This window comes from Streptomyces sp. NPDC037301 (assembly GCF_055602785.1).
In genome coordinates, this window is record NZ_JBVJWD010000015.1 from 54,511 (window position 1) to 69,042 (window position 14,532).

The following is a 14,532-nucleotide window of genomic DNA, read 5'->3' on the forward strand; positions in this document are numbered from 1 at the left end:
CCGCTTGCGCGAGGTGCCATCGCGTGAGTTCCCCGGCCCCGAAGACAGGCCGTCCCGAGAGGGCTTTCTTCAGCCGGTCGAGTTGACGGGATATCAAATAGGTCATCTGTCCCGGACTCTTGACTCGTTGTCAGGTCCGCGCCATCCTCGACGGGACCTACGCGCGAGTAAGTTGGCGCGCGCCCATCCCGGACAGCGAAGGTAGCCCGGATGACCCTCCTCCGCAGACGTGGACTGTTTGCCGTTGTCGTCACCCTCCTGCTGGCTCTCGGTGTGGGCTCCCCGCCCGCCGTCGGAGCCGACACCCCCTGGTGGGAGCCCACGGCGCGGCCCGCCGCCGATTCACAGATCAACGTCACCGGCGAGCCCTTCCGCGGCACGGACAGCCAGGGCCGGGTCCGTGGCTTCGTCGACGCGCACAATCACGTGATGTCCAACGAGGGCTTCGGCGGCCGCATCATCTGCGGCAAGCCGTTCTCCGAAGCGGGCATCGCCGACGCCCTCGCGGACTGCCCCGAGCACTATCCCGACGGCTCGCTCGCCCTCTTCGAGAACGTCACCGGTGGTTCGGACGGCCACCACGACCCGGTGGGCTGGCCGACGTTCAAGTCCTGGCCCGCCCACAACTCCCTGAGCCATCAGCAGAATTACTACGCGTGGCTGGAGCGCACCTGGCGCGGCGGCCAGCGGATCCTGGTCAACGACCTGGTCACCAACGGCCTGTTGTGCTCGATCTACGTCAGGGACCGCGGCTGCAACGAGATGGACGCCATCCGTCTCGAAGCCCGCAAGACCTACGAGATGCAGGACTACATCGACAAGATCTACGGCGGAACGGGTAAGGGCTTCTTCCGTATCGTCACCGACTCCACCCAGGCCCGCCAGATCGTCGCGGAGGGCAAGCTCGCCGTGGTGCTCGGCGTCGAGACCTCGGAGCCCTTCGGCTGCAAGCAGATCCTCGACGTCCCCCAGTGCAGCCAGGCCGACATCGACAGAGGTCTGGACGAGCTGTACAAACTCGGTGTGCGCAGCATGTTCCTGTGCCACAAGTTCGACAACGCCCTGTGCGGAGTGCGGATGGACTCCGGCACCATCGGAACGGCCGTGAACATCGGCCAGTTCCTCTCCACCGGCACCTTCTGGAGTACGGAGAAGTGCAGCGGTCCGCAGCACGACAACCCCGCCGGTAACGTGGCCGCCCCGGCCGAGGTGACCAAGCTGCTGCCCGCCGGCACCAAGGTGCCCGCATACGACAGCAGCGCGCAGTGCAACACCCGTGGGCTGACCCGCCTCGGCGAGTACGCCGTCAAGGGGCTGATGAAGCGCAACATGATGTTCGAGGCCGACCACATGAGCGTCAAGGCGGCCGGCCGCGCCCTGGACCTGCTGGAGTCGGCGAACTACCCCGGCGTGCTCTCCAGCCACAGCTGGATGGACGACGGCTGGCTGGAGCGCGTCTACCGCCTCGGCGGCTTCAAGGCCTCGTACATGTCCAGCGCCGACAGCTTCGCCAAGGAATCCGCCGCCACCAGGGCGCTGCGCCAGAAGTACGGCGTCGGAGTCGGCTACGGCACCGACATGAACGGCGTCGGCGGCTGGCCGGGACCGGTCGGACCCAGCGCCCCCAACGCGGTCAAGTATCCCTTCCGCAGTGCCGACGGCGGCTCCGTCATCGACCGTCAGCAAACCGGCCAGCGCACCTGGGACTTCAACACCGACGGTGCGGCCCATGTCGGGATGGTGCCCGACTGGATCGAGCAGATCCGGCTCAGCGGCGGCAAGGACACCGTGCAGGACCTACTCGACGGCGCGGAGTCCTACCTCCGCACCTGGAAGGCGACCGAACTCCACAAACCCGCACCCAACCTCGCCGCCGGCGCCGCGGCGAGCGCCGGTGAAACGGAGTGGAACCCGCTCACCAGCTACGCCGCCGAGAAGGCCGTGGACGGCGACACCGGCACGAGATGGGCGAGCGGCTGGTCGGACGACCAGTGGCTGCGGCTCGATCTGGGCAGCTCCCGTACGGTCGGTAAGGTCTCCCTGGACTGGGAACAGGCCTATGCGCGGGTCTACCGGATCGAGGTCTCGGACGACGGGACCACGTGGCGGACCGTGTGGTCCACGGACAGCGGGGACGGGGGCCTGGACAACGCGGTGTTCAGCCCGGTGCAGGCGCGGTACGTCCGTATCCACGGCGTGACACGGGCTACCAAGTACGGCTACTCGATCAACGAGGCAGCGGTGTACAGCCGCTGAGCTACTCCCGCACCAACGTCAGGATCTGGTCCGCGACGATGTCCAGCACGTCGCCCGCCTTCTCCTCGTCGCCCAGCACGAGGAAGTTGAGGGTGAGCCCGTCGGTCAGCGCGGCCAGATACCTGGCGGCCGCGGGCTCGGGCACCGTCAACTCCACGCCGAGGACCGAGGGGAGCTGACGGATCACTTTGGTGTGTGCCGTGAGATAGCGCTCGTACTGCCGCCGGGCGAGATGCTCATAGCCGGGCTCCCGCAGGGCGTACTGGGTGAGTTCGTACGTCAGCATGTGCTCGCCGGGATTGGCCAGCACATGATCCCAGTACGCCTGGAGCCCGGCGCGGATCGTCTCGCGCAGGGTGGGCCTGCGGATGAGCGTGGTGAGGACATCCGACTCGGAGTGCTCGGAGATGGTGTCCATCACCGCTTCGAGCAACTCCTGCTTGGAGTCGAAGCAGTAGTGGAAAACGCTCAGCGAGACACCCGCCTCCGCCACGACGGACCGCGTCGTGGTCTTCGCGACGCCGTCGCGGGCCATCACCCGGATCGCGGCCTCGACCAGTTGCCTGCGCCGCTGCGCCGACGGCATCCGCCCCATGGCGCCTCCTCCCCTGACCGGCGCAAGCATACGCCGCGGGGGCGCGCGGCAGCGGGCTGCGGGGCCATGCGGCCCCACAGGTCATCGGACACCCAACAGATCCTGCCGGTGCATCACACAACCGCCAGGAATCACAACGAACTTCATTCCGAAGCGATCAGTCAGCAGCGGATGGGACCGGGGCCAACAGGCGGTCAGGGACAGAACTGCTGCGGCGCCGAACCGGCCCCGTCCGGCGCGGTGGCCCCGTCCGGCATCATGGTCGTGCGTCTCACCGAGGTGCTTCGGTCGCAGTGCCGGCGAAAGGCAGGGGCAGGCGGATGAGGGTCACCATCGTGGGCGGGGGCATCGCCGGGCTGACCTGCGCCCTGGGCCTGCACGCCGCCGGTTTCGAGCCGCGGGTGATGGAGGCGGCACGGACCATCGAGGCCGTCGGGGTGGGGATCAACCTGCTGCCGCATGCCGTACGGGAGCTCACCGAGCTCGGTCTGGCCGATGAACTGGCGGCCGTCGCGCTGCCTCCGCATCGGCTGAGTTACCGCGACCGGGCGGGCGAACCGGTGTGGGAGGAGCCACTCGGGCTCGCGGCCGGCTACCACTGGCCGCAGTACTCCGTGCACCGTGGCCGCCTGCACGTGATGCTGTTGGCGGCGGTGCGTGAGCGCCTGGGGCCGGACGCTGTCCGCACCGGCCTGAAGTTCCAGCGCCTCGATCAGGCGGCGGGCGGCGTCCGGGCACACTTCCTGGACCGGTCGAGCGGCGAGTCGACGGTTGAGGACGCCGACTTGCTGGTCGGCTCCGACGGCATCGACTCCGCGGTCCGCGCCCAGCTCCACCCGCACGAGACTCCTTCCCACTGGAACGGCGTCCACATGTGGCGCGGTGTCGCACGGTACCGGCACATCTTCGACGGCCGTTCGATCGTGGTCGCCGGGGGCACCCCCGGTGCGAAATTTGTCGCCTACCCGATCGAGGACCCGGCGACCGAGGGCGGCGAAGCCCTGATGAACTGAGTGCTGGAGGTACGGCACGGGCCGTCCGGCAGACCGCTGGACCGCTCGAACCGTCGCATCACGACGGCGGAGGCCCGCGCCGGCCTGGCGGACTGGAGCCTGCCGTGGATCGACCTGACGACGCTGGTCGAGCGTTCCCCGGCGATCTTCGAGTACCCGATGCTCGACCGCGACCCACTGCCGCGCTGGAGCTTCGGACGGGTCACCCTGCTCGGTGACGCCGCACACCCGATGTTCCCGATGGGCATGAACGGCGGATCGCAGTCCATCATCGACGCCCGCGTACTGGCCTGGTGCCTGGCCCGGGAGCGCGACCCCGTAGCCGCGCTCCGCCGCTACGACGAGCTGCGCCGGCCGATGGTCAACGCGGTCGTGCTGGGCAATCGGGATCTGGGACCGGAGGAGATCATCGCTCGAGCCGCGGAGCATGGGGAGCCGCTGCCCGTCGGCCGGGCCGAGGAGATCTCGAACCGTTACAAGAAGCTGGCCCAGGCCACAGTGGCGCAGGTCAACACCCACGCGTCGTGGACAGTGTTGCCCCACGCCGCAGATCCGGCACCATGACCGCCGTAGCCCTTCGACACGCGTACGCAGGCAGCCCGCCGGGTCTGTCGTTTTACGTCCGAGAGCCCCGATTCCGAGTCGATCTGCGAATGTGAGCCCTGGAGCGAAACCGCGGACGTCGACGCTCCACCGCCAACCATGCACGAGCTCGTTAGCTGGGCGCATCTCCCGAATGCTGATTCAGACGGAACTCCGCCACTTTCGCAATCTGCGTTGTCGAGGTCGCGCCGGGCGCCTGCAAAGTCTCTTACTTCACCTGATTCCGACGATGCAGAAGCGGGGCAACATAGCGCGGGATCGCCGGTTGGCCAAACCAGCGATCCCGCGGATCACCGACATTCCACCGCCACTGCCTGTCCGCACAACGAAAGGCGCCCTGCCGCGAGATCCGATCCTCACGGCGCCCTGTGCTGTTCCGGTGCTGCACAGCACCGGACGTGCCCGTCCGCTCCCGTGATTTCTGCCTATTTTTCTGCCTGGAGACAGAAGCGGTCCGCTGCTTGGCTGTTCGGTGCGGGCGGGAACCCGGGCCTCGCCGAAGCGGTCCGGTTGCGCTCCAGCGAGGTCGCTGCCCGTACGACGAGCCGTCCGGCCCTGCCGGGCACCGGCCGCCGCCTTCCGGGGAGGTGCAGCCGTCCGTCCTGTTCCCGTCCGTTGCAGCCCCAAAGCCACTTCCCCTGAGCGGAGAGCAACTTGAGCTTGGTGTTGACGACCGCCTCCGTGCCGGACCGGGACAAGGTCGCGTACTGGAACGATGCGGTGAGCAGGACGCTGGTGCCAATGACGGTCGCCCCGCGAGGCGACGGCCCGTTCGACGGCCGGATCGCCACCGCCCGCCTCGGATATCTCCAGGTCTCCACCATGGAGGCCGACGCGGAGAGGGTCAGCCGCACCCCGGCACTGATCACCCGATCGTCCGAGGCACTGGTGGCGGTCGGTGTCCAGATATCTGGCACGGCCACCTTCATCCAGGACGGCCGACGGGCCGAGGTGGGCAAGGGAGACCTGGTGGTGTACGACACGTCCCGGCCGTACTCCTTCGACTATCCGCAGCGGTTCGCCACGCACGTCTTCCAACTGCCCCGCCGCACGCTGGGCGTGCCGGACAGCGACATCCGGCAGGTCACAGGCAACGCCATCGGCACCGGGGACGGCTTCGGCGCGATGCTGCTCCCGTTCCTGGCCACCCTGGCCTCCTCGGCCGACGACTACCCGCCGGCCGTCGCGAACCGGCTGGCCGGCAATGTCGTCGACCTGTTCGCCACCCTGATCGCCGAGCGGGCCCACCCGGGCGGCACGGACGCGGACACCGCCCGCAGCCACCTGCTGCTGCGCGTCCGCGACCACATCAACCGGAACCTGGGCGACCCGGACCTGTCGCCGGAGAGCATCGCCCGGACGCACCGGATCTCCGTCCGGTACCTGCACCGGCTGTTCGAAGGCGAGGGGACCACCGTCGGCCGACTCATCCAGCGACGGCGCCTGGAGGAGTGCGGCCGGGAACTGTCCTGCCGCGGCAGGACAGCCCCCACCGTGTCCGCCGTGGCCCAGCGGTGGGGCTTCGTCAACCCCGCCCACTTCAGCCGGGCCTTCCGCGCCACCTACGGCGTCTCCCCCCGTGAATGGCGCAACTTGCGCACCGCCCAGGACGACGTCGGACAGTCTCCGGCGGGCACGCCGGCGCCGTCGTCCACGGTGGCCGATCGGCCGGGGGCTGACCTCCCACGTTCCAGGGGGTAGGGTGCCCGCTCGGAGCCGTGCGGCCGCCCTGTGCCCGCGGCGTCAGTGCCCCGGCCCGGCAGCCGCAGCATCGCTTTCTGCCTCTCGACCAGGCACCCCGTGCAGCGAACAACCCTTTCCCTCCAAGTTCCCTTGACCCTCGACAGGAGACCGTGTGACCGACTTCACTCGTTCGCCCCTTCGGCACCCGGTCCTGGACCACTCCACCCGAGCGTTCGTGGACAGCCACACCTGCCCACCGTGGGCGCGCGACCCGGACCTGGAACAGGTCCGGCTGGACCTGGCCCGTCTGCAGGGCGAGGACGACCCCCTCGACGCGGAGGCCACCTCCACCGAGTGGTTCGCACTGCCGGGCGGGCCGACCGGTCACGTACGGGTGAGAGTGGTCAGGCCCGCCGGCAGCGTCGGCAAGATCCCCGTCGTGCTGTTCCTGCACGGGCTGGGCTGGGTCCTGGGTGACGCCGGCACCCATGAGCGCCTAGTGCGCGCGTTCGCCCTCGGTTCGGACGCGGCCGTGGTCTTCGTCGAGTACGAGCGCGCCCCCGAGGCGCGGTATCCGGTCGCCGTCGAGCAGTGCTACGCGGTCGCAAAGTGGATCTGCGAGCGAGGCGGCGAAATCGGTCTGGACGGGAGCCGGATGGCCGCCGTGGGCGACTCGGCCGGCGGCAACCTGGTGGCGGCGCTGACCCTGCTCGCAAAGGAGCGCGGCGGGGTGCGGTTGCTGCAGCAGGTGCTGCTCTGCCCGGTCACCGACGCCGACTTCGACACCCCCTCGTACCACCAGTTCGCCAAGGGCTACTTCCTCGGCCGCGAGACGATGCGCTGGTTCTGGGACCAGTACCTGCCCGACGCACGGCAGCGCAGCGAGGTCACCGCATCACCGCTGCAGGCAACCCTGGAGCAGCTCACCGGACTCCCCCCGGCGCTGGTGGTCACCAGCGAGGCCGACGTGGTACGCGACGAGGGTGAGGCCTACGCGGCGAAGCTCCGGGCGGCCGGCGTTGCGGTGGTCTCCATGCGGTACCACGGGACGATCCACGGCTTCATGGTGCTCGATCCGCTGCGCGACACGGACGCCGCCCGCGCAGCCCTCATCCAGGCCCTCGACACTGTGCATGTCGCCCTGCACCGGCACCGCGGCTGATTCCTTCCGCTCCGGGACAGGTACACAAAGGTGCGCACAGAGCACATCCCCCGTGCGCGAGCAGGCAGGCGCCTGCGCCCGTACCGGGTCGACTTGGGGTGCGGCTGCGGGACGGAGAACGGACCGGTACGAGCCGCAGCACACGCCCGAGAGCGAGGAAGACGACGGGGAGGAACCGTTCCTAGCCAGTGTGCATGAGTGAGTCCTGGACCCACCGATGTGTACTGGGCGCATCCCGAACGGTGTTGGATGCACTCGGTCCCCGCTTTCGCGTCCCGTTCGGCGGCACGTCTCTGGGGGCGTGGTCCGTTGCGGGTGGGCGGGTTCCGTCACGTCCTCGGGTGCCTGGCCTGGCCTGGGCGGTCCGATGCCCCGCACGATCACTCCGGTCGTGTGGGGGCGGTGCCGTCCTTCCCCAAGCTCTCAACTCCGTTCGAGCAGGGGATACCCCATCCCGGATCGGGTGTCCGAGGGCGCGTCGTCCGATCGCGATGCCGGCGGCATCGTGACGGGACATCTTTCGCTTGGGGGTGGCCAGCGGTTTCTGCCAGTGCTGGGCACCCCACAGGGAGGTGTAGGCGGGGTCGACCGCGACAATGCTCAGGCCCTGTTCGGCGGCCATGGAGACCAGCCGGGCCTTGAGTCTGCCGGTCGGAATACCGGAGAGCAGCTGCCTGAACCGCTTCTTGCGGCCGTGTTTCTCCCGCGTTTTCTCGGTGGTGAAGTCGAGGTCTTCGATGCCGATCGCGGTCACGCTGCACCGCTTGGCCCAGTTGATCAGGCGGGTCAGGGCGTGGCGGATCTGTGCGTCGCGGTGCGTGGTGGTGCCGGACAGGTCGTAGAAGAACCGCCGGGGCTCGCCGATGGGGTTGCCGTGTGGGTCTAGGTGGTAGGCGGCGAAGTGGTCGGCGTTGGTGTCGACGCCGACCATGCCCCGGGCGCGGGCGGTGGCCAGCGGGATGGTCTGGACGACGGGGCGTTGCCAGGACGCGGTGAGGTACCAGCGGCGACGGTCCACGTCGAGGTGGATGCGGTAGGCGACGGCCCGGTTCGCGGTGATGCGGTCGGCCCACTCCTGGCCCGGTGCGCAAACGCCGCGGTCGAGTTGAGGGTGTACCGGCCGTGCTTGGCGTTGGCCAGGTGGGCGAGCGGGGCGGGCAGCTTGATGGACACTTCACCGTCCGGGGTAACGCGGATGGTCTCGTTCCCGAACCGTTTCCCGGATTCGCCGTCGGCGGCGATGAACCAGCGTTCCGCTTCCCAGCGTTCTCGCCACTGCTCTTCGGTCAGCTGGGCCCGGGTGAGGTGGTGGCGGGTGTTGAGGAGGCGTCTGCCGCCCCGCACGACCCGGACGCGTCCGGCCTGCCGGTCACGGACCGCGGCATCGTGCCGGGCTTCCAGCGCCGCGAGGCGGCGGGACTTGTGGAACCACTCACCCTGGGAGCGGTAGCCGCCCGCGGCCCGCTTCGTCCCGGGCTCCCCGATGGGGAGGGACAGGCGACGCCGCAGCGTCCCGATCCCGGCTTCCAGCGTCTGGATGTGCGCGGCCTGGCAACGGCGGGCCAGCGCCCACTGATCATGGGTGGCTTTGGTGATCGCACCGGCGATCCGCGACGACGACAGCGGCGTCAGGTCCCGCTTGCGCGACGCCCAGGTATCCTTGCTGTGCTCCAGACCATCCGCACAACGGGCCCTGAAATCACGCGAAGCCAGACGCCCCTGATGCTCACCGACCGCGCGCAGAACACTCTCGTCCTGGGCGTGAGGTGCTTCAGACGGTCCCGGACCGCCACCCCGCAAGGCCCGGGCACCACGAAGGATGCCGCCAACTCCCGCACACCACCCACCACATCACCCCCTCCCCAAGACTGGAAACCTGCCACCTGCCCAACGAGCAGCAGACGCCAAGGTCACCCATTCGGCCCCAGAACTTCCGTTCCCGTCCCGTGAAGCCGCCGACAGGACTCACTTCTGCTCACTACAACGCACTTCAGCTCAGCAAACCGACAGCAGCTCACAACCCTTCAGGACCGTGGTTGTTTCTGCCGGCCTCGGCCAGCCGTCGTCGACACGCCTGCTGGCGGACCGTCTCGCCGACGCGACCCGACGGTCGCTCGAGGACCGATCGCCCCGCCCCGTCGACGTCCAGGTCGTCGAGCTGCGCGAGCCGGCTGCCGACGTCGGTGACAGCCATCGCGCTGATGTTCCGTCAGCGGCGGCACCCCAAGCCGTAGCCGGAGCGCACCCTGCCGACATCGGGGCACATCTGACCGCCCCGGCACCGCTTCAACGCTGCGGCCGGTCCGCTCTGCGCAGGAAAGCACCGCTTGCCGGACGGCCGCCCGCGTCGGCGGACGGTCGCGCAAGGCCGTGAGTGACACGAAGTCATGGACCAGGCCGGGAAACAGGCCGCGACGCAGCGCAGCTGATCGATACTGCTTCCCCTCGTCCCACGTCACGTCGGCCTCCGCCGTGATCACCAGGGCCGGCGGCAGCCCCGTGGGATGCCGAACCCAGAGCCTGTCACGGCGGCGGGCGTTGCTCACTCGGCGGGGAGCGAGTCCAGGAGCTTCTGTGCGGTCTTCAGGTCTTTGCTGTCGGCCGCGTCGCCGAAAGCGAGGGCCTGACGGAGGCAGGAGCGGGCTTCCTCGGTTTCTCCCAGTTCGATCAGGGCCTCTCCCAGATGCAGTAGCGTGCTGCCCTCTATGTGGGGAATGCCGATGCGGCTGGACTGGACCACAGCATTGCGATAGTGGTCGGCGGCCTCGCGCCACCGCCGCAGGACGGCGTAGCCGCGACCAAGTGCGCGGGTCGTGTTGGCACGGTAGATGTCGGCGAGGTGCCCGCTCACCGGACAGTCGGGCGCATCCAGGAAGGCGATGATGCGCTTGTGCTGGATCAGGGCTTCCTCGGCACGGCCGAGCAGGCGCAGGGAGGATCCGTAGGTGAACATGGCACCCAGCCAGCCCTCGCGGTCGTCAGCCTCTTCGTACAGGTCTATGGAGGCGAGCGACTTGTCGGCGGCCTCCTGGACCTCGCCGAGCTCCGCTTGGGCCCATGCCGCTTGCGCCAGTGCCGAGGCTTGCTGGGAAGCGTCCTGGGCGCGGCGGGCGCAGTCCAGCGCTTCGTCGGCCCGTTCGATGGCCTCCCGGTACCGGGACTCGCAGGAGAGGGCCCAGGAGTACATGTTGAGGTGGAAGGCCTGCATGTACGGGTCGTCAAGTGCGGTAGCGGCCTCGCTGGCCAAGCGGAAGGCTTCGGGCCAGTGTCCCCAGTGGACCCACAGGTCGCAGAACCATTCCATGGCATAGGCGGTCTCCACGACCCGGGTGTGCTCACCCCTGTGGGCGGCGCTGCGCAGCGCGGCGAGCCAGGCGGGGGCTTCGCTCTGGAGCCAGGCACGGGCCTGCTCGGCACTCTCCAGCGGGACCAGGCCCTGCCAGGAGGACGACGGCGCCCCGTACCTGGGCTTGTACCAGCGGCCGGCGATCACAGCCGTCTCCAGCAGCCAGGTGCGCAGCCGGTCGTCGGCTGCTTCCTGCTCGCCGGGTTCCTCCTCGCGGGACAGCCGGGCGCGGGCGAAAAGCCGCAGCAGGTCGTGCAGCTGGTAGCGGCCGGTGAAGGTGGCTTGGAGCAGCCCGGCCTCGACCAGCTCCTCCATCACATCCTCGGCCTCGAAGACCCCGGTCGAGGTCAGAGCGGCGCCGTAGGCGGCGGTCATGTCCGGCCCCGGAACCAGGCTCAGCAGCCGCAGCATGCGTCCGGCCTGGCCGGTCAGCTGCCGGTAGGACAGTTCGAATGCCGCCTCCACCCGCACATCGCCGGCAGCGAGCGCGCCCAGTCTGCGTTCTTCGTCGGCCAGGCGGCGGACCAGGTGGTCAACGCTCCATCCAGAACGGACCGTCAGCCAGTTTCCCGCCACCCGCAAGGCCAACGGCAGTCGCCCGCATAGCTCCGCCACCTGCGCCACAGCCTCAGCTTCCGCGTCCGCCCGCTCCTCGCCCAGGATCCGGCGCAGCAGCTCGACCGCCTCGTCCTGTGCCATCTCCGACAGCGCCAGGCGGTCGACATCCTCCAGCCCGGTCAACGGCCGCCGGCTGGTGACCAGCACCAGACTCCGCCCGCCCGCGGGCAGCAGCGCACGGACCTGCCCCTCGTCGCGGGCGTTGTCCAACACCACCAGGCACCGGCGCTCACCCAACAGCGCCCTCAGCAGCCCCGCGCGGCCCTGCGGATCCTCCTGCGCCAGCCGCCGGTCCGACACCCCAAGGGCCTTCAGCAGCTTCAGCAGCGCCTCCCCCGGGTCCACGGGGCCTTCCACCCCGTGCAGGTCCACCACGAAGCACCCGTCAGGGAACTCCTCCGCCAGATCCGCTGCCGCCTTCAGCGCCAGCGTCGTCTTCCCGCACCCCGGAGGACCCGAGACGACCGACACCGACACCCCCACGCCGGCGCAGGCCCGTTCCGCCGCCTCCCTCAGCCGGGCCAACTCCGGGCCGCGCCCCGTGAAGTCCCCCACCGATCGCGGCGGCACAGCCGTCCCCGTCACCGCACGCGTCGGACGCGCCGCCCGCGCCGCCCGCGCCGCAGCCAGCAACGCCTCCCGCTCCGCATCCGCAAGCCCCAGCCCCTCCGCCAGCGCCACCACCGTACGCCGCTGCGGAACCCGACTACGCCCCCGCTCCATATCACCGATCGCCCGGACACTCACACCCGACGCCTCAGCCAACTCCTCCATCGTCAAACGGCACTGCTGCCGCAGACCACGCAGAGCAACCCCGAACGGCTTCTCCCCGGCCACAAATCCTCCCTGTCCTCCCCCGCCGGTAGATTACGGCGTGCTTCTCCGGGCCCAGCCTCAGGGCGGCGGCAACAGCCGCCCCGGAACGCCTGCCCGACCCCGCCCCCCACTGAACCGCCGACGTTGCTCAACCGGCGCGGCGGGTGACCTGGTCGGCGTTGACTGCCAGGCCCGCCCCGACGGCGGCTGCCGACGCAAAGATCAGGTAGTGGCCGTAGGCCCATCGGAGCCGTCTGCCAGCAGCTTGGTCGTTCTGCAGATACGTCCAACCCGCGGCCGGCACAGTCAGGTTGGAAAATGCTCCTTGCCGGGATCCCCCGGCCCACGCCGATTCAGGAAGAGCCCCCGCATGTCCGCTGCCATTCCCACCGCCGTCCTCGTCCACGGAGCCTTCGCCGACTCGGCCGGCCGGCTCGGGGGCATCGGCGAACTCCAGCGCGACGGCATTCCGGTCATCGCGCTCGCGAACCCGCTCAGACGGAGCACCTGTCTCTGCGCTCGCCATCGCATGGATCGCGCACGGTCCGATGACCAGCGTCCACCCGTCGGCTTCGGGGCTCACGCATACGCGCGAGTCCGTCGGGGCCGGCGTCGTCATGACTCCCGCTGGTCATCGGTCAGTACCGTGATCCAGTACAGCCAGCCTGTCGTCGGAGGTCTTGGCCGGTCATCCGCCGAGATGTGCACGGACACATGACGCCACCGCCGAACACACAGCCAGGGATCCGAGACCAGAGCTCAAGGGACACTTCCCCGGCATTCTGCAGGAACGCGGCGACTGTGGACGCCGCGATGTCGACCAGCGCCGCGCCGGCGATCGACTTCAGCACGATGCGCACGGAGTCCGGAAGGCAACGGCGCCGGGGAATCACCATCACGTCCCTGGTGCCGGTGGGCAGGCGCAGGCCCTCCGCGAGCAGCGAGCGGGCGAACGCCCGGTCCACGGTTCTGGCCGCGGATGCGCCGAGGGAAGGTCGGACGGCGTAGGGGTCGGTCATGTCGCAGCGCAGCTCCGCGGGCAGCGGGGCCGGCAGCCCGTCCGGGACGCTGACGTGCACTGTCGCCATGCACGTGACCGAGGAAAGAGGCTGGATCATTTCATTCCCCAACAATGGCTGCAGAAGCGAATTTCCTGCGAATAGCCCTAAAATCCCACAGCGCTTACATGTTGTCGCGGAATGCACGGAATATGGCATGAGAAAGAATCGAGCACCGGCTTCAGGTATCGGTGATCCCCGCGGGGGGACGGGGTGTGCGGTGTCACGCCTTGGGAGTCGCGCCATTTACGGGGGGACATCCCGTAGGCGGCCCGGAACACCCGGCTGAAATGGGTGGCACTGGTGAAACCCCATCGGTGCGCCACCGCGGCGATCGTGGAGCCGTTTGCGCGGCGCGCCAGATCGCGCCCGCACTCCTCCAGACGACGCCGTTGGATCCACCTGCCGACAGTGGCGTCTTCGCTCTCGAACAGCTTGTGCAGGTAGCGCAGGGATATGTGGTGGGCTTGGGCGACGGCCTGCGGGGTCAGATCGGGGTCCGAGAGGTGACGGTCGATGAACTCCTGGATTCGCAACAGCAGTGCCCGGTTCCCGCCGGGCGTGTCCATGGTCGTCCGGCCGAGCCGCTCGTCGGCCAGCACGCCGAGCAGGTCCACGACGTTACGGGCCATCAGCTCGCTGATGCGTGGCGGGTAGGTTCCCGCGCCGTCCACGAGCCCGGCCAGGAAAGGCGAGAGCAGACCGCCGAGGGGCGTGTCGGGGCCGAGCGGGGATGCCGTGACGTGAGCCACATCGGACTCGCTCGGGCCCAGAACGTCTCTCGGCAGGACGAGGGACTTCGTCCGGAAGGGCTGGGGAAAGTTCAGCCGAAGGGGACGCGCCATGTCGTAGACGAAAATGTCCCCTGGCCCAATGAGCGCTTCACGGCCGTCCTGCTCGATTCGGGCGACTCCTCTGTCCAGCAGTGCGATCACAACGTACCCGTCTTCGTGGCCCTGCGCGACGAGTTGGCGAGTTCGCAGGGCGGACAGGCGGTCGCCGTCCACGGTGACTGCCTGGAGCCGGCCGAGCGGTGTCATACGGATCGTGCCGGAACACACCTCATCGGGAACGGTCATGTCCACGGCGCCGAACGTCCGGGACAGGGCTTCGCGCCAGTACGCCCGTCTGCGGTGGACGGGCGGCGAGTCGATGGTGTGGAGGCTGCCGGGGATACTTACGTCGCCTTGGACAAGTGCGGCAGGCGTCATCAGATCCGTCCCTCCTCTTTGGGGCAGGGCTTCACGCGAGTACGTCCGTCTTTGGTGGGCTGGTGCCGAATCCGTGGTATGGAGGTGCCCGAGAGCTGCCCGGGCTCCGGTCTCGATGAATCCCACGACATGATCTCCGCCCTTCAACCGGTGTGCTTTCTGAAACACCGT

At 69.2% G+C, this 14,532-nt stretch carries 9 protein-coding genes and 2 pseudogenes; 4 read left to right on the forward strand and 7 right to left on the reverse strand.

Annotated elements, in window-relative coordinates:
• The first annotated feature begins 210 nt into the window (after positions 1-210).
• Positions 211-2,256, forward strand: a complete 2,046-nt coding sequence (locus ACZ7IB_RS23750) for a galactose-binding domain-containing protein (RefSeq protein WP_470915420.1) — start codon at positions 211-213, stop codon at positions 2,254-2,256.
• Between the two features lies 1 nt (position 2,257).
• On the opposite strand, the gene ACZ7IB_RS23755 is transcribed toward ACZ7IB_RS23750, so the two are convergent.
• Positions 2,258-2,851 (reverse strand): TetR/AcrR family transcriptional regulator, encoded by a 594-nt coding sequence (locus ACZ7IB_RS23755; protein WP_376294315.1) that lies wholly within the window; start codon positions 2,849-2,851, stop codon positions 2,258-2,260.
• 320 nt (positions 2,852-3,171) lie between these two features.
• Here ACZ7IB_RS23755 and ACZ7IB_RS23760 point away from each other — a divergent pair.
• The 3 genes and pseudogenes from ACZ7IB_RS23760 to ACZ7IB_RS23770 all read left to right on the forward strand — a co-directional run bounded on the left by ACZ7IB_RS23760 (position 3,172) and on the right by ACZ7IB_RS23770 (position 7,312).
• Positions 3,172-4,523: pseudogene (locus ACZ7IB_RS23760) on the forward strand (FAD-dependent monooxygenase).
• Positions 4,524-5,121: 598 nt separating this feature from the next.
• The gene (locus tag ACZ7IB_RS23765; protein ID WP_470915422.1) at positions 5,122-6,168 is read left to right on the forward strand and encodes an AraC-like ligand-binding domain-containing protein; all 1,047 of its coding nucleotides are present in this window, start codon (positions 5,122-5,124) and stop codon (positions 6,166-6,168) included.
• Between the two features lie 154 nt (positions 6,169-6,322).
• Entirely contained in the window at positions 6,323-7,312 is a 990-nt protein-coding gene (locus tag ACZ7IB_RS23770) for an alpha/beta hydrolase (protein WP_470915423.1), read from the forward strand.
• Positions 7,313-7,493: 181 nt separating this feature from the next.
• On the opposite strand, the pseudogene ACZ7IB_RS23775 reads toward ACZ7IB_RS23770, so the two are convergent.
• The 6 genes and pseudogenes from ACZ7IB_RS23775 to ACZ7IB_RS23800 all read right to left on the reverse strand — a co-directional run bounded on the left by ACZ7IB_RS23775 (position 7,494) and on the right by ACZ7IB_RS23800 (position 14,361).
• Positions 7,494-9,159 (reverse strand): annotated as a pseudogene (locus ACZ7IB_RS23775) (IS200/IS605 family accessory protein TnpB-related protein).
• A 167-nt stretch (positions 9,160-9,326) separates the two neighbouring features.
• Positions 9,327-9,506 carry a hypothetical protein gene (locus ACZ7IB_RS23780; RefSeq protein WP_470915424.1) on the reverse strand — a complete coding sequence of 60 codons (180 nt, stop codon included), beginning with the start codon at positions 9,504-9,506 and terminating at the stop codon, positions 9,327-9,329.
• Between the two features lie 348 nt (positions 9,507-9,854).
• Positions 9,855-12,113, reverse strand: a complete 2,259-nt coding sequence (locus ACZ7IB_RS23785; RefSeq protein ID WP_470915426.1) for a helix-turn-helix domain-containing protein — start codon at positions 12,111-12,113, stop codon at positions 9,855-9,857.
• A 127-nt stretch (positions 12,114-12,240) separates the two neighbouring features.
• Positions 12,241-12,675, reverse strand: coding sequence for a hypothetical protein (locus ACZ7IB_RS23790; RefSeq protein WP_470915428.1), 435 nt, complete (start codon positions 12,673-12,675; stop codon positions 12,241-12,243).
• Positions 12,676-12,730: 55 nt separating this feature from the next.
• Complete coding sequence (locus ACZ7IB_RS23795) at positions 12,731-13,180, reverse strand: SsgA family sporulation/cell division regulator (RefSeq protein WP_470915430.1); 450 nt, start codon at positions 13,178-13,180, stop codon at positions 12,731-12,733.
• Between the two features lie 77 nt (positions 13,181-13,257).
• Complete coding sequence (locus ACZ7IB_RS23800) at positions 13,258-14,361, reverse strand: AraC-like ligand-binding domain-containing protein (RefSeq protein ID WP_470915432.1); 1,104 nt, start codon at positions 14,359-14,361, stop codon at positions 13,258-13,260.
• Positions 14,362-14,532 lie beyond the last annotated feature (171 nt).

Coding starts and splice junctions, on each gene's coding strand:
- ACZ7IB_RS23750 (WP_470915420.1), top strand. CDS start 211: ATGACCCTCCTCCGCAGACGTGGACTGTTTGCCGTTGTCGTCACCCTC.
- ACZ7IB_RS23755 (WP_376294315.1), bottom strand. CDS start 2,851: ATGGGGCGGATGCCGTCGGCGCAGCGGCGCAGGCAACTGGTCGAGGCC.
- ACZ7IB_RS23780 (WP_470915424.1), bottom strand. CDS start 9,506: ATGGCTGTCACCGACGTCGGCAGCCGGCTCGCGCAGCTCGACGACCTG.
- ACZ7IB_RS23795 (WP_470915430.1), bottom strand. CDS start 13,180: ATGGCGACAGTGCACGTCAGCGTCCCGGACGGGCTGCCGGCCCCGCTG.
- ACZ7IB_RS23800 (WP_470915432.1), bottom strand. CDS start 14,361: ATGACGCCTGCCGCACTTGTCCAAGGCGACGTAAGTATCCCCGGCAGC.